Consider the following 20,880-nt stretch of genomic DNA (forward strand, 5'->3'; position numbering starts at 1 on the left):
GCCGATGTCGTTGAGGCGAATGGTGAGAAGCGAAAAATGCGCGTCTTGGCAGCCGAAGACAATAAAACAAACCAGCTTGTGTTCCGCAAAATGGTGAAGGCGCTGGATATTGACTTGAAGTTTGCGGGGAACGGGCGGGAGGCTGTTGAGCTCTATCAGTCTTTTGAGCTGGATCTGGTGTTTATGGATATTTCCATGCCTGAAATGGATGGCAAAGAGGCAACCCGCGCGATCAGAACGCTTGAGGCAGAGAGCGGCAAACATGTGCCTGTACTGGCGCTCACGGCCCACGCCATGGGGGGCGATAAGGAAGAGATCATGTCTGCTGGCATGGACCAGTTTTTGACAAAACCGTTGCGCAAAGCGGAGATATACGCCGCCATTGGAGGGTATCAGCCAAAGGGTGTGCAGCCTGTCCGGGCGGATGAGGCTGCGGCTTAGCCCGCGCGCAAAAAGGCGGGCTTGTCAGGAGCGGACAACTCGGGCGCATAGGCATAGCCGCCCGTGTCAAACGCAGTCAGCGCCTCTGCGTCTTTCAAGCGGTTCTCCACGATGAAGCGGGCCATCGCTCCGCGGGCCTTCTTGGCGTAGAAACTCACGATCTTGGGGCCTTGCGGTTTGTCCTCATAGAACATCGGCGTGATGACGCGTGGTTTAAGCGCTTTGAGATCAACCGCGCCGAAGTATTCCTGACTGGCACAGTTCACAAGAATATCTGCGCCTGCGGCCTCTGCTTCGGTATTCAGTTGCTCTGCAATGGCGCTTCCCCAGTATTCATAAAGGTTCTTGCCTTGTGGCGTCTTAAAGCGTGTGCCCATTTCAAGGCGATAGGGCTTGATGGCATCCAGCGGACGCAAGAGCCCATAGAGACCCGAAAGAATGCGCAGATGTCCGCCAGCCCATTGCATGGCGTCTTCTTCAAGGCTCGCAGCTTCAAGGCCTGAATAGGTATCGCCATTGAACATGAGAGCGGCTGGGGCCGGGCTGAGGGTATACCAGTTTTGGAAGCGATCATAATTGAGCTTGGCTAAACTGTCGCTCAGGTGCATCAGCTTGGCCAGATCTGCCGCGGTGAGCTTGGCTGCCTCTACGGCGAGGGCTTCGGCACGGGGCGCAAATCTCGGCTCCGTTATCGGCAGAGTGGTTTCAGCGGTTTCGTTCAGCTTTTTAGCTGGTGAAATAACGACAAGCATATTCATACACCCCCATGTATCAGGTCAATAAAGGCTGGTCCAAATCGCTCGGTGCGTTTGTCGCCGATCAGCCGCTCTAATGCATCTAGGGACTGTGGCCGCATTTGTGCAACCTTTGCGAGCTGTGAATTTGTCAGGCTGAGTGGTTTTTGTGTCCCGCAGCTGCCTCGTTGGAGCGTATTTTGGGCGTCAACGAGCTGATCAAATAGGCTCCCGGCTGGTTTGCCCGCAAGTTTGCGGCGCGCTGGCGAGGCTTTCGGCGCATCTTCGGCGAGTACTGACAAAAACGCGTGTCCGTATTTTTCGAGTTTCTTTTGGCCGACGCCTGCAATCATGGCGAAGTCATCAAGCGATTGGGGCTTGTGTTTGACCATCTCGATGAGCGTCTTGTCATTGAAGACGATATAGGCTGGGAGGTTGGCGGCTTCTGCGAGTGCGCGGCGCTTGGCTTTGAGGGCAGAAAAGAGTGGCGCGTCTTCTTCGGACACCAGCATCTTGATTTTGGGGCCGCTTGTCGCTGTGCTGACAAGGTCTTTGCGAAGCGTGAGAGTTGCTTTGCCCTTGAGAAGCGGGTGTGCTTTGCGCGTGATCTTGAGTGCACCATGCGCTCGGGCATCTGGGCGTATTAGATCGTGCCCCATGAGCTGACGTAAAACCGCCTGCCATTGTGCGGGACGATAGGCCGTTCCCACGCCGAATGTGGGCAGGGCGTCATGTCCAAACTGGCGCACCTTTTCTGTGAGTTTGCCAAGAAGAATGTCGATAATCTGGCCTGCACCAAAGCGCTCTTCACTGCGTAGGATTGCTGAGAGCGCCATGCGCGCGGCTTCGGTGGCGTCAAATGTCTCGGGGGGAGTGTCGCAGAGGTCGCAGTTGTTGCAAGGCTCTGACGCCTCGTCGAAATAAGACAAAAGGAGCTGGCGGCGACAGCTGGTGGCCTCGGCCAGTCCTAGAAGTGCGTTGAGGCGGCCATGATCGGCCTCTTGCCTATCGGCTGGGGCGAGACTTTCGTCAATCTGGGCTCGCCTCAGGCGAATATCTTCTGGGCCATAGAGTGTAAGCGTTTCGGCACGCGCGCCATCGCGGCCAGCACGGCCAATTTCCTGATAGTAGCTCTCGACCGATTTGGGCAGATCTGCGTGGGCGACCCAGCGGATGTCGGGTTTGTCGACGCCCATGCCAAAGGCGATGGTCGCAACAACGATGAGTGCATCTTCTGTGTTGAAGCGGTGCTCGACGCGTCGGCGTTCGTCAGGGTCAATTGCGCCATGGTAGTGGCAGGCATTGTGACCCTCGTCGCGCAGAGCAGCAGCCAGCGCTTCTGTTTTGGCACGTGTGGCGCAATAGACAATCCCGCATTGCCCACGCCGTGCGCCTGCATAGTTCAATACCTGCTGGCGCGGCTTGTCTTTGGGCGCGAAGGCGAGGCTGATGTTTGGTCTGTCAAACCCGTGCAAGAACCGCCGCGGCTCTGTGCCTGCGAACAGGCGGGTAATGATTTCGTCTTGGGTTTCGTTGTCTGCTGTGGCGGTGAAGGCAGCAAGGGGAACATCGAGATAGCGCTGAAGCTCGCCTATTCGCAGATAATCGGGGCGAAAGTCATGGCCCCATTGACTGACACAATGCGCTTCATCAACCGCGATGCGCGCAACACCTGCGTCGCGCAGGATATTGCGCGTCACGGTTGAGGAGAGCCTCTCTGGCGCGAGATAAAGTAAGCTCAGCTCGCCTGCACGGGCGGCATCAATCACAGCTTGGTTTTCGTCCTCGCTTGCAGCGGATGTGAGCGCGCCAGCGGCGACGCCTGCTTGCTTCAGGGCGGCAACCTGATCGCGCATCAAGGCGATTAGCGGGGAAATCACCAGGGTCAGGCCTTCGCCCATAAGCGCGGGAAGCTGGTAGCAGAGAGATTTGCCGCCACCTGTTGGCATGATTGCCAACACGCTTTCGCCGTTGGCCACAGCGCGCACAATCTCTTCCTGCCCGGGGCGGAAGGCGTCAAAGCCGAAAACGGACTTTAGAAGCGCATTTGCCGAAGCCATCTACTTGTATCTCTTGCTGCTCTTTCCCCCTGTGTCCCACAGCGGCGCAGGGCTGGCAAGGCGGGGTCAGTAGAGTGAGGGCAGGAAATAGTCGCGCAGGGCGATGATCAGGATAAAGACCACAAGCGGGGCCAGATCAAGCGGGTGTGTGTTGGGTAAAATATTGCGAACAGGGCGAAACATCGGCTCAAACAAACGGTTCAAGCCCTGCCAGATTTGCGCAACCAGCGGCTGTCCGAGATTGAGCACCTGAAAGTTGATCAGCCAGCTCATAATCACGTGGACAAGCAGCAGCGTAAAAGCCACGTCAAGGATGAGAGCGAGAGTTTGAATAAATGGGGCCATCTGCCGCGCCTTTCGTACTGTGCAAGCCATACCTAGGTTTTCGTGGCGCAAAGCACAAGTGAGAGGCGCCGCAGCAAACGCGAACCTTGCGCCATGGGTGCAATCCATGTCTTATCAAGCAAAGAATGGCGGGGGTCTCAGGTAATGGAAAAGTCGATTTCGACGCGAAAGCGGATATGGGGGTGGTATTTCTTTGACTGGGCTAGTCAGCCCTATCACACGCTACTGGTCACCTTTATTTTTGGTCCTTTCTTTGCGAGCGTCGCGGCGCAGCATTTTCTAGGCACAGGCCTTTCCGAAGAGGCGGCAGATGCGCAGGCCCAGAGCATGTGGTCATTCGGGCTCGGCTTCATAGGACTATTCATCGGGCTTGGCGCGCCTCTGCTGGGGGCATTGGCAGATAGTTCTGGGCGGCGTGTCCCTTGGATTTTTGCCTTCTCAATTTTATATTTCATTGGCGCTTTTGGGCTTTGGTTTATGCTGCCTGACGGCTCAAACCTTTGGTTTGGCTTGGTCTTTTTTGGGATTGGGTTTATCGGCGCCGAGTGGGCGCTGATCTTTATTAATTCGCAGCTACCGTCTCTGAGTACAGAGGAAGGTACAGGCAAGATATCCGGTTCGGGATTCGCGTTTGGGTATCTTGGTGGCGTTGTTTCACTGGCGATTATGTTGCTTTTGTTTGTTGAGCAGGGCGACGGCAAAACATTGATCGGCTTAGACCCAGCCTTTGGTTTTGATGCGACCGCACGCGAGGGTACGCGCTTTGTTGGGCCGTTTACGGCTGTCTGGTTTGTGGCTTTTATGATCCCCTATTTTCTTTGGGTCCGAGACGAGCCGGGCGTAAGTAAACCGGGAGCGAGTGTTTCCGCAGCCCTCAGTTCACTTATGCGATCCCTGCGTGGCCTTAAGAACAACAGGTCATCGGCAGCCTATCTTGGCTCTTCGATGTTTTATCGTGATGCGCTGAATGGCCTCTATAGTTTTGGTGGCGTCTATGCGGCGCTAGTTCTGAACTGGCAGATCACGCAGATCGGCGTGTTTGGTGTGATTGGGGCGATTTCGGCGGCGCTGTTCAGTTGGCTTGGTGGAAAGTTTGACAGCCGCTTTGGGCCTAAGCCTGTGATTATCACAGCCATCTGGCTGCTTATCGGGGTCTGCATCACTGTTGTTTCAATGTCGAGAGAGATGATTTTTGGTGTGCCGCTGGCTGAAGGCTCGAGCCTCCCAGATATTGTTTTTCTGTTGTGTGGTGTGTTTATCGGCGGGCTTGGCGGGACATTGCAGGCGGCTTCGCGCACGCTCATGGTGCGTCACTCCAAGCCTGAGGCGCCCACTGAGAGCTTTGGGCTCTATGGCCTCACGGGGCGGGCCACGGCCTTTCTTGCGCCCACATTGGTCGGGCTGGCGACGGCGCTGAGCGGAAGCGCGCGCCTTGGAGTTTCGCCTGTGATTGTACTCTTTCTAATTGGGCTGGTTTTGTTACGATGGGTTAAGCCCGAAGGAGACAGGAGCTAAAGGTGAAAAAGTTACTTGTTGTGTGTGTGGTGGTTTTGCTTGCGGGCTGTGGCGATGGCCAGTCTGAAACAGTCAGCACAAAAAGCGCCTCTGTGATCCCTGCGAGTATGAACGGGAAGCTTGCCAAACAGCTCTTTGGCGCCGTTCCTGAAGGCTCACAGCAGCCGCCGGCGCCCTATGGAAGCTATGCCAAAGGTTGCCTTGCGGGGGGTGTGGAGCTCGCCGAGACAGGACCAACGTGGCAGGCGATGCGCCTGTCGCGGAACCGCAATTGGGGCCATCCTGAGCTGATTGATTTTGTTCAGAACCTTTCGCGCTTTGCCGCGACCCAGCCTGGCTGGGCGGGTCTTTATGTCGGGGATATGAGCCAACCGAGAGGGGGGCCTATGCTCTCTGGACATCGAAGTCACCAGATCGGGCTGGACGCTGATATTTGGATGCTTGCTCCGAAGCGGCTGAACCTGAGCGCCAGCGAACGGGAGAATATTTCCTCTATTTCGTTGCGCCGTTCGAACGGTGCATACACAAATGACAACTACACAAGGCAACATATGAACATCATGAAGGCTGCTGCAAAAGACCCGCGTGTTGCTCGCATTTTTGTTTTTCCAGGTGCCAAAGTGCGGATGTGCAAGGAGGAAAAAGGCGACAAAAGCTGGCTGAGAAAAGTGCGCCCGTGGTGGGGGCACCACTACCATTTCCATGTGCGTTTGAGCTGTCCGAAGGGTATGCGTGGCTGTGTGGATCAAGCCACTCCACCTGCTGGGGACGGTTGTGCTGATGCGCAGACATGGGTGAAGAATATCCTCAATCCGCCGCCCCCCGATCCGAACGCCAAGCCAGCAAAGCCGCGGCGTGAATATACTCTGGCCGATTTGCCTAATCAATGCGTTGGCGTTTTGCAGTCGCGCTAAGCGCGATATTTGCCGCGCTATGCGGATGGTATTGGCACTCGGGGCAGGCTGATGGTGTGGAGCGTGTCAACGTATCTCCTCTTATTGGCCCGGTAGGCGACGCTGATTTCGGGGGATTTTCAGGCTATGAAACAAATGGGACAACGCGGCACCTTTTGACGGATAGGGGCCACCTCTACACTTTGTCCGGAGAAGAGATTTCAGCCGTCACTTTGCAAGGAATTGACGGTGCCCCGCTGGGCCGCCGCTGGCAGGACGCAGAGGGGCTTGTGGCGCTGGGAAATGGGCGGTTTGCGATCTCTTTTGAGGGGCGGCACCGAGTTGATATTTACGACGGCACGACAGGTGTGATTGTGGAGAAGCTACCTTTGGCCGACGAGTTTGAGCGGCTTGGCGGCAACTCAGGGCTTGAGGCGTTGGCACTCAGCCCCGCTGGAGAACTTGTGGCCATTGCTGAGCGGTCCGAGGCCAGTGAGCGGCCCTTTCCTGTTTTTGTCTTTGATGGGACAGAGTGGCGTAAGACCAGCATTTCAAGGCGTGGTGCGTTCTTGGCTGTGGGTGCGGACTTTGGGCCCGATGGGCGGCTCTATGTGCTCGAGCGGAACTATCTTTTGAGTGGGTTCCGTTCGCGGATCAGGATGTTTGAGTGGCGGGACGGTGTGCCGCATGAAGACGAAACGCTCCTAAAAACAAGGCTTTGGACACATGCAAACCTTGAGGGGATCGCCGTGTTTGAAGAGGCCGGCGAGACCTATATCGAACTGATCAGCGACAACAATTTCCTACCTGTTCTTGCCAGTGAACTTGTCAGATACCGTAAAAAAAGCCCTTGAAATAAGGGGTTTAGGGCGGTAGGAGGGCGCGTCTGAATGGGTCAGGCCAAGTCTCCGCAACCTTGTGAAAACGGAAATGCATATGACACGTACTTATCTTCCTGGCGTTCTCGCCATGGCGGCCATTGTGGTTGCCTCCAATATTCTGGTTCAGTTTCTCTTTGGCCAATGGCTGACATGGGGGGCGTTTACCTACCCTCTGGCCTTCCTTGTGACTGATATTATGAACCGCGTTTATGGCCCCAAGGCTGCGCGGCAAGTTGTTGTTATCGGGTTCATTTTTGGTGTTCTCTGCTCTCTGGTGGGCACGCAGATTATGGGCGAATACGGCCCGCTTGTGACACTGCGGATTGCCATCGGATCGGGCACGGCGTTCTTGCTGGCGCAGCTCTTGGATGTGGCAGCGTTCGATGCGCTAAGGGGCGGAAAATGGTGGCGCGCGCCGCTTGTTTCGACCCTTTTGGGCGCAAGTCTGGACAGCGCGATTTTCTTTACAATCGCTTTCTCCGGCGCACTCAGCTTTATCGAACCGTCAAATGATGTGTCTTGGGCGGGCGAGGTCCTGCCGCTTCTGGGCGTCGGGCCAGCTGTCCCGCTCTGGGTTTCGCTCGCTGTGGCGGACTGGGGCGTAAAGCTTTCGCTGGCCCTGCTCGCTTTGATACCGTTCCGCATCATCGTGGGGCGCGTCACAAAAAATACACAACATTTTGTTTGACATCTGCTCTGGCTGTGGCAGGCTAAGCTTATCGGAAACAACTGAAAGGAGGTGCTCTAGTGTCTAATGGGAAACTGGAGAAGTGTGTTGGGACAGTTCGGGAGGCGACGATCTAGGGCAGCCCCTAGGCGTAAAAATCCACGGATTGGTGAGCCCTAACCAGCCCACCTCCTACAATCTCGGAGGGGCGTTCGACACGGATCGGACGCCCCTTTTACCTTTCGACTCAATTTGTGAAAACAGGGGGGGTGATATGCGTGCACAACCCGTGCACAACCCGTGCACCGCCAAAATGGAAAAATGCCGTTAACCATTTCAGACGAGATAGAAATTGCCGATTGGGAAATTTCTGAAAATTTTGTGCGCTCAAGCGGGCCTGGCGGGCAGAATGTGAACAAAGTGTCCACAGCTGTCGAGCTGCGCTTTGAGGCGGAGCGCTCGCCGAACCTGCCCGCGCCCGTGAAGACGCGGCTGAGGAAGCTCGCGGGGCGGCGCTGGACAAAAGAGGGCGCGATTGTGCTTCAGGTCGAAGACACCCGCTCGCAGGCAAGGAACCGCGAGATCGCACGGGAGCGGTTGGCGGAGCTTATCCGCGCCGCGCTTGTGAAACCCAAACGAAGGATCGCGACGAAGCCGACCTACGGCAGCCAGAAACGGCGGCTCAAGGCGAAGAAAGTGCGCGGGGATGTGAAGGCCATGCGCGGGAAGGTGACGGGGGAGGAGTGAGGGGGCTAGAGTAGATTTGAATTGCTAAACTCTCACTAGGGTTGCTATGGGTGGCGGGCTTGTAGGATGCTTATAGCGTTCGGTTTTATTAACGATCACATGGATGTCTTTGATGGAAGTTTATGAACTTTGGGACTTAACGCAATTTTCTAACGACGAGATTCCTTGAGTGATTACTGCATTGAACGAATTGCAGGCCGTTTTAAATCACAATTCCAGTCAACCACAGAAGCAGCCAGTTGTAGAAAAATTAGACAAAGCCGTTGGTCTATTACGGTCCGTGCCACTAGAGAGACTCAACCATAACCTGGTAAAATGGCTTGAAAATTTGTAAGTCAAAGACCAGTTGGGAGCATCTGGGAGTATTGCGGTTAACTCTATTGTACGGGTGAGCGACTTTGACCCTGCAACCGCTCGGGATAAACTGAAGTCATTTATTTCGAAGCTCAATCAAGCCCAGTCCAAATTAGACGCCTTGCGCGGGCCTCTTGGACAGTTGGATTGGGTTACTGAGCATCGATTGTTGTGGCGTGAGCAGGTCGAAATTCGCATTATTTTCCAAAATGAGGCTGCGATTGAGAACAGTGCTGATCTCAAGAAGCGCACAGCGGACTGGTATGAAATTATTCGAGGTGTGACTTCAGCCTCGGATGAAACGCCCGAAGATGTCCAAGTTAGAGGCGTGTGGAATGGGTCAGTTTTCGTCTGTCTTGCGGGGACTGCAGCCGTAACATTGGTTCTTGCTAAGATAACAAAGAATGTATCAGGTATGGCGCTTGATGGAATAAAGGTTCTCTCCGCAATTGAAGAACTAAAACAAAAACGAATGCATACTGCTGAAATCGAGCGAATGCTCAAGGAAAACCATAAACGTGATGTTGTTGCGAGAAAAGCAGCCCTTGTAGACGAGATCGCGCAAGAGGGTGAGCTCGTGCTTAATCACGAGCAAAAAAGTCTCATGGAGCAGGCTGTAATGAAAATGCTAACGTTTTTTGAAAAAGGAGGCGAACTCGAGTTCATAGAACCCCATTCAGCTAACGAAGACGGCCAGGAAGATGAAGCACATAGAGGTGATGCTCTAAGCGAAACGCTCTCAGAAATTAGGCAGCACAAAAAGGAAGTGCTGCTACTCGCTGCTGATAAAAAAGAGATCGAACCTTAAACCACAACCTCCATTTCGTCCTGCTCCCCGACCCCGAATACCCGTTTATAGCGTTCGATCTCTGCCTTTGGCCCCATGGCTTTGCGAGGGTTGTCGGAGAGTTTGACTGTGGGGGAGCCGTTGGCTTCGATCGCTTTGCAGACCATGGAGAAGGGTGCGAGGGCGTCGCCAGATGTGAGGCCGCGGAAGTCGTTTGTCATGAGGGTGCCCCAGCCGAAGGACGGGCGGACGCGGCCTGAGAACTGGTTGTGGAGTTCGAGGATTTTGTCGACGTCCAAGCCATCGGAGAAGATGACCAGTTTTTTTGTCGGGTCTTCACCGCGGGATTTCCACCAGTTGATCGCTGTTTCGGCGGCTGTTGCGGGGTCGCCAGAGTCGATCCTGATCCCTGTCCAGCCGGCGAGCCAGTCGGGCGCGCGCTCAAGGAAGCCTTTGGTTCCGTAGGTGTCGGGCAGGATGATGCGCAGGTTGCCGTCGTGTTCATCGTGCCAGTCAGACAGCACGTCATAGGGCGCGCGGGCGAGGGCTTCATCCGTTTGCGCCAAGGCGGAGTAGACCATGGGCAGCTCGTGGGCGTTTGTGCCGATGGCCTCGATATCGCGGCGCATGGCGATGTGGACATTGGAGGTTCCGATGAAGGCGTCGGGGCCGAGGCCTTCGAGCATGGCTTGCACGCACCAGTCTTGCCAGAGGTAGGAGTGGCGGCGGCGGGTTCCGAAATCGGCGAGTTTGAGGCCGGGGGCTGTGCGCAGGCGCTCGATCTTTTCCCAGAGTTTGGTTGTGGCGCGGGCGTAGAGGACTTGCAGCTCGAATTTGCCCATTTTGCCGAGGACGGCGCGGGAGCGCAGTTCCATCAGGACGGCGAGCGCGGGGATTTCCCAGAGCATGACCTCGGGCCAGCTGCCTTCAAACGTGAGTTCGTATTGGTCGCCTACGCGGGTGAGTTCGTATTCGGGCAGGCGCAGGTTCTCGAACCATTCCATGAAGTCGGGGCGGAACATCTGGCGCTTGCCGTAGAAGGTGTTGCCGCGCAGGTAGGTGCTTTCGCCGCGGGTGAGGGAGAGAGAGCGGATATGGTCGAGCTGTTCGCGCAGCTCGCCCTCGTCGATGAGCTTGGCGAGCGGGACATCCTGCGCGCGGTTGATCAGCGAGAAGCGCACTTGGGCGTCGGGCTTGTTGCGAAAGACCGACTGGCACATCAGCAGTTTGTAAAAATCATTATCGATCAGCGAGCGGACGATCGGGTCGATCTTCCATTTGTGATTCCAGACGCGTGTGGCGATGTCCATGGGCGGCGGCCCCCTTGCAAAATATTGCGGACACAATGGGGCGCGGGGCGGATGGGTTCAAGCCCAGAAAGAGCTTGTCAGAGCTGACCGAGCCAGCCAAGAAGCTCGGAGCGCTTGAGTGGCTTGGAGAGGAAGCCATCCATTCCTGCGGCGAGGCAGGCGGCCTTGTCGGAGGCATAAACGTTGGCCGTAAGTGCGACGATTTTGGGCTGTGCGAGGGCCTTTTCGGAGCGGATTTTGCGAGTTGCGCTTATGCCGTCCATTTCGGGCATCGACATGTCCATGAAGATCACTTGCGGCTGGTGGTACAGGGTCAAGCGAACAGCTTCGCGACCGTTGCGCGCATAGATGATCTCCATCTCGGTATCTTTGAGGTATTTCTTGATCAGAAGTTGATTGGTCAGGTTGTCTTCAGCCACAAGCGCTTTGACCCCTGGCAGTTTGATCTCGGCGGCGGTGGCCAAAGCTTCTTCGGCGGCCGCCTCGAGCGCATCAAGCGTGTGATCAAGCTGTAGCGAGATTGTGAAGGTTGAGCCCGTACCTAGTGTGGAACGGATCGAGATGTCGCCGCCCATTTCATGGGCGAGGATGCGCGAGATGGTGAGGCCCAGGCCTGTGCCGCCGTATTGGCGGGTGATCTCGCCGTTGGCTTGGCTGAACTGGTCAAAAATCTGCTCAACCCTGTCTTCTGCAATGCCGATGCCTGTGTCGCTGACATCGAGAGCGACGAGGCTGCCCTCGCTGTTGTCATAGCAGGAGAGATCGATTGTCACGCCGCCGTGCTTGGTGAATTTGATCGCATTGCCGACAATGTTGATCACAATTTGGCGGATGCGTCCGTCATCGCCACGCAGGAGCGGAGGCACGGGTGTGAGGCAGTTGAGCTTGACAAATATATCCTTTTCGATGGCTTTGGGGCGCAAGATTGAAACAGCGCTCTCGACGCATCCTAGCAAGTCAAAATCAACAGGATTTATCACGGATTTGCCAGCATCGAGCTTTGAGAAGTCTAGGATGTCATTGATGATCCGCATCAAGGCTTCGGCAGAGTAGCGGATTGTCTCGACATAGCCCTTTTGTTCAGTGTTGAGGCTTTCGTCGTTGAGCAGGTCGGCCATTCCGATAATGCCGTTCATGGGTGTGCGAATTTCGTGGCTCATGGTGGCGAGGAACTGAGTTTTGGCGCGCTCGCCATCTTCGGCGGCGCGTTTGGCAACGGCGAGCTCTTCCATGTGGTATTTGTCGGCTGTGACATCACGCTCGATCGCGATGATCATTTCGACATTGCCAGCCTCGTTGTAGATCGGAACCTGGTTGGTTTCGACCCAGATTTTTGTTCCGTCTTTGCGGTAGTTGATGAGCTCTGTGCGCAGAGGCCTCCCTGAGGCGACTGCGTCTTCAATGGCTGTGGTCGTCGCGACAGAGGTATCTGCACCATCCAGAAGCGTGCCCGGGCGCTTGCCGATGGCTTCTTCGCGGCTATAGCCCGTGATCCGTGTGAAGGCCTCGTTGACCAAAAGGATGTGCCCCGTCGGGTCGGCCACAATCACAGAGTCGTTTGCGTAGCGTGCGACGAGAGCAAGGCGGCGGATTTCGCTTTGTTGGTCGTGCAGAGCCTTATTGAAGGCTGCGAGCTCGAGGCTCTGTTCCAACATTCGGCGATTGCTTTTGGTTTTGTGGTCAAAGTCGCCTTGGGAGTATTGGAGGAAAGTATAAATCAGAAAGATGGTCATACAAAAGGCGAAGAAGGTATAAATCTCTGCCTGAAGCCCAAGGCTGCCAAAGGCGGCGCCGTAGACCATGGCAGCGATGCCTGACGCAAGGAGCGTGCCGAGCCTGATATAAGTCGCGACAGGGTGAAAGCTGAGCATGTAGCTCGAGTTAATGCCGCCGCCTGCGATAAAGGCAAAGCAGAAGGCGAGCGTCTCGGGAGAGCCTTCGAGCCAGACAGGGAAGAAGGCGAGCGAGACACTTGTGGCGGCCTGAAAGGCGGCTGTGAGGCTGGCGATATTGTAGAGGCGCTTGAATGATACGCCTTGCTCGAGCTTGCGTGGAACAGACATGAGAAAAAGGCTGTCCACAAGCTCGCCTGCGAGCAAAGTCAGGTAGACCGCGAGGCTGACGAAGGGATGCCCTGTAAGGAAGAGAACGAGAGAGCCGCAGATCATGAAAATCTGGCGGAACCAGAAGTAGGAGGGCCGACGGCGCGCGTAGCGCAGCAGCAAACCCTCGGGGCTGTTGCGTTGCTCGAACTCTGCGAGCTTCTGTTCATGTTCCAGAGTATCTGTCGGCATCGCCGCTTGCTTCCTTCCACGCGCTCATGCGGAAAGACCTAGCCTTTTTTCGCTTAATGAAAAGGTAACATATGCCCTCATTTATAAGCGTTTTTAACAGTATTTAGCTGATTTTGACGCCCGCATCGCGCAGTTGCGATTTGGCGGCGGCAAGCGAGCCGTCAAGATCAATCGCGCGGCAAAGGCTTTCGTGCAGCTCGACGACATAGCCAAGGCGCGCTGCATCAAGTGCAGAGTAGGCGACGCAGAAATCTGTGGCGAGGCCTGTCAGCACGAGTGAGCGGATGCCGCGCTCTTGGAGATAACCATGCAGGCCAGTGGCTGTGCTGCGGTCATTTTCAAAGAAAGCAGAATAGCTGTCGATGTGGGGGCGGAAGCCTTTGCGTACGATCATCTGGGCCGTGTCTGTGCGCAGGTCGGGATGAAAGGAGGCACCATGCGAACCAATGACGCAGTGATCGGGCCAGAGGACTTGTGGGCCATAGGGCATTTCTATGAGCTCAAAGGGGCCTTTGCCCTCATGGGAGGAGGCAAAGGAAGAGTGCCCTGCTGGATGCCAGTCTTGAGTTAGGATGACGCAGCTGTGGTCGTCCATGAGCGTGTTGATGCCTGAAACAATCTGATCGCCCCCGTCGACAGCGAGCGCGCCACCTGGGCAAAAGTCGTTTTGAACGTCGATCACGAGGAGGGCTGTATCGGCGGGCATGGCGGGCTCCTTTGAGGCTTGTCCTGCGACAATGGGTAGGGGTGCATCGGGGCGAACTCAAGAGTAAACATCTTGCCGAAACCGCGATTCCCAGCTAGGCCGAGACTATGTTTATACTTGCTGCACTCTATCATTTTACCCCGTTTGAAGGCCCCGCCGCGATGCAGGGGCCGCTGCAGGACATCTGCCGCGAAAACGGGATTTCCGGCTCTCTTCTGATTGCGCGTGAGGGGATCAATGGGACAATCGCGGGCCACCGTGCGGGGCTTGATACCGTCCTTGGCTATATCCGTGCGCTGCCCGGCTGTGCCACGCTGGAGTGGAAGGAAAGCACCGCCGCGAGCCAGCCGTTTGCGCGCATGAAAGTGAAGCTCAAGAAAGAGATTGTCACGATGGGCCAGCCCGATGTGGACCCGCGCGCCCATGTGGGCAACTATGTGGAGCCAGAGGACTGGAACGCGCTTATCCTGTCAGAAGATGTGGCCGTGATTGACACGCGCAACGATTATGAAGTGGCGATCGGCACATTTGAAGGCGCGGTTGATCCTATGACTGCGAGCTTTCGTGACTTTCCGGCTTGGTGGGAAGAGAACAAAGAGCGCTTTCACAACAAGCGGATCGCTATGTTCTGCACGGGCGGCATTCGCTGCGAGAAGTCGACAAACTATTTGCTCGGGCAGGGGATTGAAGATGTCTACCACCTGAAGGGTGGTATTCTGAAGTATCTTGAGAAAGTGCCTGAAGAGCAGAGCACGTGGAACGGGGAATGCTTTGTCTTTGACAGGCGTGTCTCGGTGGGCCACGGCTTGCGCGAGGGGCCCCATGAGCTCTGTCATGCGTGTCGCCGCCCTGTCCTGCCAGAAGATAAGGCGCGGGAAGAGTGGGAGCAGGGGGTTTCGTGCCACCACTGCATCGGCGAGACGACGGAGAGCGACAAGACACGCTTTCGCGAGCGTCAGAAGCAGATCCGCCTTGCGGCCGAACGCGGCGAACAGCACATTAAGGTGGACGTGCCCGTCGAACCGCTGGGCTAAAGGCTTGTTTGACGGGTGGCCTGTTTATCGGGCTATGGGCCAAATAGCGCTCATGGACAGGGGCCTTTGACTTATGTCCTGTTCGGCCAGCTCCGTAATATGCCAGCCTGATCCCATCTGACATCCACCACCTGAAGGGGATTCGAAAATGTATAGACTGCTTTTGACCATACCGCTTGTTGCTGCGCTTGGAGCTTGCGATACGACAGACCAGACCAGAGCATTGCGGCAGGCGCGCTTGGCGGCGCTTTGATCGGTGCGGCTGTGTCGAGTTCTGATGATCGGGCCAAGGGGGCGATCATCGGCGGCGTTGCGGGCGCAGTTGCTGGCAACCTGATCGGAAAAGCTCCGACGGCGGGTGACTGTGTGTATCAAAACCCAGACGGTAGCCGCTACGTGGCACGCTGCCCCGCCTGATCTGAAGCGATCTGAATAAAGACAGAAGCACCGCAGTGATGAGCTGCGGTGTTTTCAGTGTTGATTCTATCTATGGTTGAGTGACAGAGTATCACAAGACGCAGGATTCTGCTCACAAGCGATGCGCAATCGTTTGTGAAGCAGACGTCAGGTAACGAGTGATATTTGGTAGCTGTTCTGATTCATCAGAGGGTATTCAGTTATTTAGGTTCATTTCTGGCCGTTACAGAAGGGTTTGACACGCGCCTGGAAGGCGTTGTGCTGTGCCGATATGGCTGGAGATGCAGCGCATGAGTATTAGTAAACGGCTGATGGATGTGATGTTATCAAGTCTTCTTATAGTTGTTCTATCCCCTGTGGCGCTTACGATCGCTGGGGTGATCAAGCTGTCTGACGGGGGAGATGTCTTCTATATCGCTGAGCGGATGCGGGCGGTGAATGTGCCGTTTCAATTCTGGAAATTTCGCACCATGAAGCAGGATGAAGTTGAGGCTGTTCTTTCAGGCGGGCATACTGCGGGGCGTGTGACACGCGTGGGCCGTTTTTTGCGGCGTACACGCTTGGACGAGTTACCACAGCTGATCAACATTTTGCGTGGCGATATCAGCTTTGTTGGGCCGCGCCCGCCACTGCGACGCTATGTGGAGATGTGTCCTGATGTTTATGGCGAGGTCTTAAAAACGCGCCCTGGTGTGACGGGCTTGGCGACGCTGGCCTATCATCGCTGCGAGGAGGCTCTGCTTGCGCCCTGTCACACGGCCGAAGAGGCAGAGGCAATCTATGTGCGTTCCTGCATCCCAGCGAAGGAGCGGCTAGATTTGATTTATGCGCGTGAGCAGAGCCTTTGCTATGATGTGCAGCTGATGGTTGCGACTGTCTTTAAACGCGTGCCGCTCAGAGCGCCTCGAGGCCGCTTTTCAAGTCGGTAAAGCTGTCGGCCTTGTCCATGTGTGCGTGCAAGCGGGCGTTGTATCCGCCTTCTGTGCTGAGAGACTGCAAGAGAGGCGCAAGCGGGCTTGCTGACAGGTTTGCCGCGATGAGACTGCGCAGGAAGTCTTGTGCTTTTGTTGCTTCGGCCCCTTTGTCAGCGGCCCAATCTGAGGCTGTTAGCAGCATTTGCACGACGGGGGACAGAACGGCTTGGGCCGAAAGCATGGCGCGGAACTCGGCCTCAGTTTCCATATTGAAGACATCATGCGCCGCGAAAATATCGGACACGAGAGCAGACTGTGGAAAAGCGATCAGGGGCGAGCGGGTCTGCGCAATTGCGGGGAAAGGGAGGACGAGGCTTTCGGCTGTCGCAGGGCCAATCAGGGACTGCACCTCGGAAAGCGGCAGATCGGCTATGAAAGAGATCACACGTTGGCCTTCTCGAAAGGTGAGTGCGGGGAGGACCTCACGCGCGATGTCGGGCATGAGGCCGAGAAAAAGCACATCTGCCGCAGCGGTGACGTCTGCGTTGTAGGCCACGGCCACGTTTTCGTAGGCGGCGCTTAGCATGGCGGCGTTGGCGGCGGAGCGCTCCGAGACTGTGATCAGGTGACCGAGCGGCGCAAGGGCGTGCACGACAGCTGTTGCGATTGTTCCTGTGCCAAGAAAACCGATTTTCATGTGGCTGCTCCTTGTGAGGATGTGTTCTGAATGAAAAAAGCCCGCGCGGGGTGAGGGCGCGGGCTGTGGATATTTAAGGCAATCAGAAAAGCTGCTTAGCGTTTGCGATCGCGCCGCGAGGACATGGGCTGGAAGGCCACGCCAACATGCGCTTCGCAGTAGGGCTTGCCTGACTTTGTGGGCAGGCCACAGAACCAGAAATCATCTGTGGCGGGGTCGCCAACAGGCCATTTGCAGGTACGCTCGGTCAATTCCATGAGTGTGAGACGCTTTGCCTTTTTCTCAATTTCGCTGACTTTTGCGAGGGCTTCGGCGCTGATCTCGTTGTTTGAGGGCTGTGGTGGAAGCGGCTGGCCCGCCGGAATAATGGCACGGCGCGCAGGGCTTTTGGGAATAGGCTTGGCTTCGACCTCACCCTCAAGCTCTGCAACGGGTGCAGGCTCGGCCACTTTTGCGGCAGCCTTGGGTGGCGCGGCTTTGGGCTTTGACGGCTTTTTGGGCGCACTTGGAGCGGCGGCTTTGGCATCTGGCTTGGCCGCGCCTGTTGTGGTGCGGTTGGATAGACCAAGGCGGTGTACCTTGCCGATCACAGCGTTGCGGGTGACGCCACCAAGCTCTTTGGCGATCTGGCTGGCCGACTGGCCTTCGCCCCACATCTTTTTCAATACTTCTACGCGTTCGTCTGTCCAGGACATGCGGTTTCCTTGAGGTTGGGGGGCCGTGCGCACGAGGCGGGCCAGAACTTGGATCAGCGCCCTATACTAAGCATCGTGGGCGCAGATACAAGGTGCAGAATCACTTCGAGGGTGATGCGGCTGACTTGAGATGGCTTTCGCGCCACGCCAGAAGCCCCGCACCGGAGAGAATGGTCAGCGCGCCGACCGCTGAGACGACATCTGGCCACGCGCCAAACAGGGCTGCATCATAAGCGGCGGCGAAGATCAATGTGGTGAATGCAAAGGGCGCAATATAGCTGGCTTCGGCGCGGGCCATGGCATTGACGAAGAAGAACTGCGCCATGGCCATTGCAGAGCCGACGCCTGCAAGGACGAGCCATTGTGAAGGACTGGGCATTTGCCATACGGGGAGCACAGCGAGGCTCGCAATGATCAGGCCGATCGCGTTGTTGACGAACAGAATTTGCAGTGGCGGTTCAGAATTTGCGAGGCGTTTGATCAGGATCACTTCGAGCCCCATAAAAACCGCAGCGCCGAGGGCCAAGAGCGCGCCTGCCTCAAAGCTTGCTGCGGACGGACGCAGAAGCACAAGCGCACCAAGAAAAGCAATGGCAGCCGCGCTCCAGCGCACGGGGCCGACCCGCTCGCCCAGAAGCGGAATGGCGAAGACCATCGCAAAGACTGGGTTGAGGAAGCTGATCGCTGTGGCATCTGCCATGGGAATAAACGCGACGGCGGCAAACATCAGAGTGACGCCGCTCCAGCCGAGCAGTGAACGTGCAGTGTGGAGCCGCAGGTTTGTCCGCGAGATCTTTTGCTGGGTGGCTGTGACCACGGCGCTGATCAGCACAAAGGCGAAAAGAAAGCGGCCATGGCTGATCTGCAAGGGATGCAATGGTGTGCCAAAGCGTGGATCAGACGCGAGCTTGGCCATCAGCGTGGAGCTCGCGATAAAGAAAGTTGCTGTGAGCATGAGCATCACGGCGAGGCGCGCATTGGGGAGGGCGAGAGCTTTCATGTGGAGAAGCGATAGAGAAGCCGCTGGCGGGGGCAAGAGGTTTTTGCTTCCCTTGGGGCAAGGGCGCTGCTAGATGGTCCGTATGTGCAACGCAGTGAACTCTTTCTTCTCACGACGTCGACGAGCGTAAGCTCGGCGACAGCACGGCTATGGGCGCGGCCATAAGGCGCTCTTTTCTGTCCCCCATGTTGACTATGCCCGCCTGCTTCGGCACTTATCGGGCTTCTTATAAGGATAATACCTATGATCCCTTCTCTTTTGCCGACCTATAACCGTGCGCCCTTGAGCTTTGTCTCGGGCGAGGGCAGCTGGCTGACGGAAGCGGACGGGCGACGCTTTTTGGACCTTGGAGCGGGTATTGCTGTAAATGCTCTGGGGCATGCCAACCCTGCGTTGGTCGGGGCGCTCACGGAGCAGGCGGGGAAGCTCTGGCACCTCTCCAACCTCTACCAAATCCCGCAGCAACAGGCTTTGGCGGAGAAGCTTGTCGAAGAGACTTTTGCGGACACCGTATTCTTTACCAACTCGGGCACAGAGGCCTGTGAGCTCGCCGTCAAAATGGCGCGCAAATATTGGTATGAAAAAGGTCAGCCTGAGCGGGTTGAGATTATCACCTTTGAGGGGTCTTTCCACGGCCGCTCGGCAGCAGGCATTGCGGCAGCGGGCAGCGAAAAGATGACCAAGGGTTTTGGGCCGATCCTTGGCGGGTTTACCCATCTTCCATGGGGCGACCACGACGCTCTGCGCGCGGCTGTGAGCGAGAACACCGCGGCGATCCTGATCGAACCTGTGCAGGGCGAGGGCGGTATTCGTCCGCTGCCTGACCAGTGCCTGAAGGGGCTGCGCGATATCTGCGACGAGACGGGTGCGCTGCTGATCCTGGATGAGGTGCAATGTGGCGTGGGCCGCACTGGGAAACTCTTTGCCCATGAGTGGTCAGGCATTGAGCCAGATATCATGATGGTCGCGAAGGGCATTGGCGGTGGCTTCCCGCTTGGGGCTGTGCTGGCCCGTGAAGAGGCCGCGAGCGGAATGGTCGCGGGGACGCATGGCAGCACATACGGGGGCAACCCTCTCGCCTGCGCTGTTGGTCTCAAGGTGATGGAGATTGTTTCGGACCCTGCGTTTCTAGCCGAGGTGAACGCCCGCGCGGGTGGCTTGCGCCAGAAGCTTGAGGGCTTGGTTGCGGCGCATCCTGATGTGTTTGAAGGCGTGCGCGGCGCGGGGCTGATGCTGGGCCTGAAGTGTAAGGTTGCGCCGATTGACGTTGTGAAGGCGGGGTATGAGGCGGGTGTGCTCTCTGTCCCTGCTGCTGATAATGTGGTGCGGCTTTTGCCAGCGCTGAACATTACGGAGAGTGATATTTCTGAGGCGGTGGCGCGCCTTGATAAAGCCGCGAGCGCGGTCAGTGAAGGACTTAAGGCATGAACCATTTTCTCGACATTCATAAGACGAGCAAGGACGACTTGCGCGGTATTATTGACCAAGCGGCGGCAATGAAAACGGCGCGGGCTGGACGGCCCAAGGGTGCGCTTGATGACGAGCGCCCGCTTGAGGGGCAGATGGTTGCGCTGATTTTTGAAAAGCCCTCCACGCGAACGCGGGTGAGCTTTGATGTGGGTGTGCGTCAGATGGGGGGGCAGACCATGCTTCTGACGGGCAGTGAAATGCAGCTTGGCCACGGTGAAACGATTGCGGATACCGCTAAAGTGATGAGCCGTTATGTCGACCTGATCATGATCCGCACGTTTGATGAGTCTGTGCTGCTGGAAATGGCGGAGCATGCGACTGTGCCTGTGATCAACGGGCTCACGGACCGTACGCATCCTTGCCAGATCATGGCGGATGTTCTGACCTATGAGGAGCACCGCGGCTCTATAAAGGGCAAGAAAGTGGTGTGGTGTGGCGATGGCAATAATGTCTGCGCGTCCTTCCTGCATGCGGCGGCGCAGTTTGGCTTTGATATGGTGTTTACGGGGCCAAGCCAGCTTGACCCTGAAGACGAATTCATCGGCCTTGCCCGTAAAGCAGGTGTGAGCGTGAGCCTTGAGCGGGATGCGAAGACTGCTGTGCAGGGTGCGGATCTTGTTGTCACTGACACTTGGGTGAGCATGCATGACGGGCAAAGCACCAAAGAGCGCCGCCATAATATGCTGCGGCCCTATCAAGTGAATGAAGACCTGATGCGACATGCCAAGCCTGATGCGCTGTTTATGCATTGCTTGCCTGCGCATCGCGAGGACGAGGCGACGAGCGCTGTGATGGACGGGCCGAACTCTGTGATCTTTGATGAGGCGGAGAACCGTCTTCATGCGCAGAAGGCTGTGGTGCGCTGGTGCTTGGGGAAATAGGCGCATTTTTCTGGCTGTGCTTGGGCCCACCCAAGCAC

At 56.6% G+C, this 20,880-nt stretch carries 20 protein-coding genes and 1 pseudogene; 12 read left to right on the top strand and 9 right to left on the bottom strand.

Going from position 1 to position 20,880, the window contains the following annotated elements; genetic code table 11:
• Positions 1–30: 30 nt before the first annotated feature.
• Positions 31–441: pseudogene (locus P8O11_RS02265) on the top strand (response regulator); the annotation flags it as partial.
• On the opposite strand, the gene yaaA reads toward P8O11_RS02265, so the two are convergent.
• The 3 genes from yaaA to P8O11_RS02280 all read right to left on the bottom strand — a co-directional run bounded on the left by yaaA (position 438) and on the right by P8O11_RS02280 (position 3,580).
• Positions 438–1,193 carry a peroxide stress protein YaaA gene (gene yaaA / locus P8O11_RS02270; protein WP_300291273.1) on the bottom strand — a complete coding sequence of 252 codons (756 nt, stop codon included), beginning with the start codon at positions 1,191–1,193 and terminating at the stop codon, positions 438–440. The pseudogene P8O11_RS02265 and the gene yaaA sit on opposite strands and share 4 nt — an antisense overlap.
• A 2-nt stretch (positions 1,194–1,195) precedes the next feature.
• Positions 1,196–3,235 (bottom strand): DNA helicase RecQ, encoded by a 2,040-nt coding sequence (recQ, locus tag P8O11_RS02275; protein ID WP_300291203.1) that lies wholly within the window; start codon positions 3,233–3,235, stop codon positions 1,196–1,198.
• Positions 3,236–3,301: 66 nt separating this feature from the next.
• The gene (locus tag P8O11_RS02280) at positions 3,302–3,580 is read right to left on the bottom strand and encodes a YggT family protein (protein ID WP_300291205.1); all 279 of its coding nucleotides are present in this window, start codon (positions 3,578–3,580) and stop codon (positions 3,302–3,304) included.
• A 144-nt stretch (positions 3,581–3,724) separates the two neighbouring features.
• Here P8O11_RS02280 and P8O11_RS02285 point away from each other — a divergent pair, with 144 nt between their 5' ends.
• The 6 genes from P8O11_RS02285 to P8O11_RS02310 all read left to right on the top strand — a co-directional run bounded on the left by P8O11_RS02285 (position 3,725) and on the right by P8O11_RS02310 (position 9,445).
• Entirely contained in the window at positions 3,725–5,095 is a 1,371-nt protein-coding gene (locus P8O11_RS02285) for an MFS transporter (RefSeq protein WP_300291209.1), read from the top strand.
• Positions 5,096–5,097: 2 nt separating this feature from the next.
• Positions 5,098–6,009, top strand: a complete 912-nt coding sequence (mepA, locus tag P8O11_RS02290) for a penicillin-insensitive murein endopeptidase (protein ID WP_300291211.1) — start codon at positions 5,098–5,100, stop codon at positions 6,007–6,009.
• Entirely contained in the window at positions 5,982–6,842 is an 861-nt protein-coding gene (locus P8O11_RS02295; protein ID WP_300291213.1) for an esterase-like activity of phytase family protein, read from the top strand. The genes mepA and P8O11_RS02295 overlap by 28 nt, the downstream gene beginning before the upstream one ends.
• A gap of 82 nt (positions 6,843–6,924) precedes the next feature.
• A complete protein-coding gene (locus P8O11_RS02300; RefSeq protein WP_089886985.1) occupies positions 6,925–7,557 on the top strand; it encodes a queuosine precursor transporter in 633 nt (210 codons plus the stop codon).
• Positions 7,558–7,857: 300 nt separating this feature from the next.
• Positions 7,858–8,283: an alternative ribosome rescue aminoacyl-tRNA hydrolase ArfB gene (gene arfB, locus P8O11_RS02305; protein ID WP_300291216.1), complete on the top strand. Its 426-nt coding sequence runs from the start codon at positions 7,858–7,860 to the stop codon at positions 8,281–8,283.
• A gap of 388 nt (positions 8,284–8,671) precedes the next feature.
• Positions 8,672–9,445, top strand: a complete 774-nt coding sequence (locus P8O11_RS02310; protein ID WP_300291219.1) for a hypothetical protein — start codon at positions 8,672–8,674, stop codon at positions 9,443–9,445.
• Here the strand turns inward: P8O11_RS02310 and pncB are convergent.
• The 3 genes from pncB to pncA all read right to left on the bottom strand — a co-directional run bounded on the left by pncB (position 9,442) and on the right by pncA (position 13,734).
• On the bottom strand, positions 9,442–10,734 hold the full coding sequence (gene pncB, locus P8O11_RS02315; protein WP_300291221.1) for a nicotinate phosphoribosyltransferase: 1,293 nt from the start codon (positions 10,732–10,734) through the stop codon (positions 9,442–9,444). The genes P8O11_RS02310 and pncB overlap by 4 nt on opposite strands.
• A gap of 77 nt (positions 10,735–10,811) precedes the next feature.
• Positions 10,812–13,028: a PAS domain-containing hybrid sensor histidine kinase/response regulator gene (locus tag P8O11_RS02320; protein ID WP_300291223.1), complete on the bottom strand. Its 2,217-nt coding sequence runs from the start codon at positions 13,026–13,028 to the stop codon at positions 10,812–10,814.
• A gap of 103 nt (positions 13,029–13,131) precedes the next feature.
• Positions 13,132–13,734, bottom strand: a complete 603-nt coding sequence (gene pncA / locus P8O11_RS02325; RefSeq protein WP_300291225.1) for a bifunctional nicotinamidase/pyrazinamidase — start codon at positions 13,732–13,734, stop codon at positions 13,132–13,134.
• A gap of 107 nt (positions 13,735–13,841) precedes the next feature.
• Between pncA and P8O11_RS02330 the strand changes: the two genes are divergently transcribed.
• The 3 genes from P8O11_RS02330 (at position 13,842) to P8O11_RS02340 (ending at position 16,114) form a co-directional block, all read left to right on the top strand.
• Complete coding sequence (locus P8O11_RS02330) at positions 13,842–14,768, top strand: rhodanese-related sulfurtransferase (protein WP_300291227.1); 927 nt, start codon at positions 13,842–13,844, stop codon at positions 14,766–14,768.
• 195 nt (positions 14,769–14,963) lie between these two features.
• Complete coding sequence (locus P8O11_RS02335; protein WP_300291229.1) at positions 14,964–15,185, top strand: YMGG-like glycine zipper-containing protein; 222 nt, start codon at positions 14,964–14,966, stop codon at positions 15,183–15,185.
• A gap of 290 nt (positions 15,186–15,475) precedes the next feature.
• Positions 15,476–16,114: a sugar transferase gene (locus P8O11_RS02340; RefSeq protein ID WP_300291231.1), complete on the top strand. Its 639-nt coding sequence runs from the start codon at positions 15,476–15,478 to the stop codon at positions 16,112–16,114.
• Here the strand turns inward: P8O11_RS02340 and P8O11_RS02345 are convergent.
• From P8O11_RS02345 to P8O11_RS02355, 3 genes are all read right to left on the bottom strand, one after another.
• Positions 16,080–16,796: an NAD(P)-binding domain-containing protein gene (locus tag P8O11_RS02345; protein ID WP_300291233.1), complete on the bottom strand. Its 717-nt coding sequence runs from the start codon at positions 16,794–16,796 to the stop codon at positions 16,080–16,082. The genes P8O11_RS02340 and P8O11_RS02345 overlap by 35 nt on opposite strands.
• 95 nt (positions 16,797–16,891) lie before the next feature.
• Positions 16,892–17,491 carry a GcrA family cell cycle regulator gene (locus P8O11_RS02350; protein WP_300291235.1) on the bottom strand — a complete coding sequence of 200 codons (600 nt, stop codon included), beginning with the start codon at positions 17,489–17,491 and terminating at the stop codon, positions 16,892–16,894.
• A 100-nt stretch (positions 17,492–17,591) separates the two neighbouring features.
• Positions 17,592–18,491: a DMT family transporter gene (locus P8O11_RS02355; protein ID WP_300291237.1), complete on the bottom strand. Its 900-nt coding sequence runs from the start codon at positions 18,489–18,491 to the stop codon at positions 17,592–17,594.
• Between the two features lie 243 nt (positions 18,492–18,734).
• On the opposite strand from P8O11_RS02355, the gene P8O11_RS02360 reads away from it, so the two are divergent.
• Both P8O11_RS02360 and argF read left to right on the top strand, forming a co-directional pair.
• On the top strand, positions 18,735–19,919 hold the full coding sequence (locus P8O11_RS02360) for an aspartate aminotransferase family protein (RefSeq protein ID WP_300291239.1): 1,185 nt from the start codon (positions 18,735–18,737) through the stop codon (positions 19,917–19,919).
• Positions 19,916–20,842 (top strand): ornithine carbamoyltransferase, encoded by a 927-nt coding sequence (argF, locus tag P8O11_RS02365; RefSeq protein ID WP_273499053.1) that lies wholly within the window; start codon positions 19,916–19,918, stop codon positions 20,840–20,842. The genes P8O11_RS02360 and argF overlap by 4 nt, the downstream gene beginning before the upstream one ends.
• Positions 20,843–20,880 lie beyond the last annotated feature (38 nt).

Origin of the sequence: Lentibacter sp., from assembly GCF_029254145.1 — a bacterium.
Lineage (GTDB): Bacteria > Pseudomonadota > Alphaproteobacteria > Rhodobacterales > Rhodobacteraceae > Lentibacter.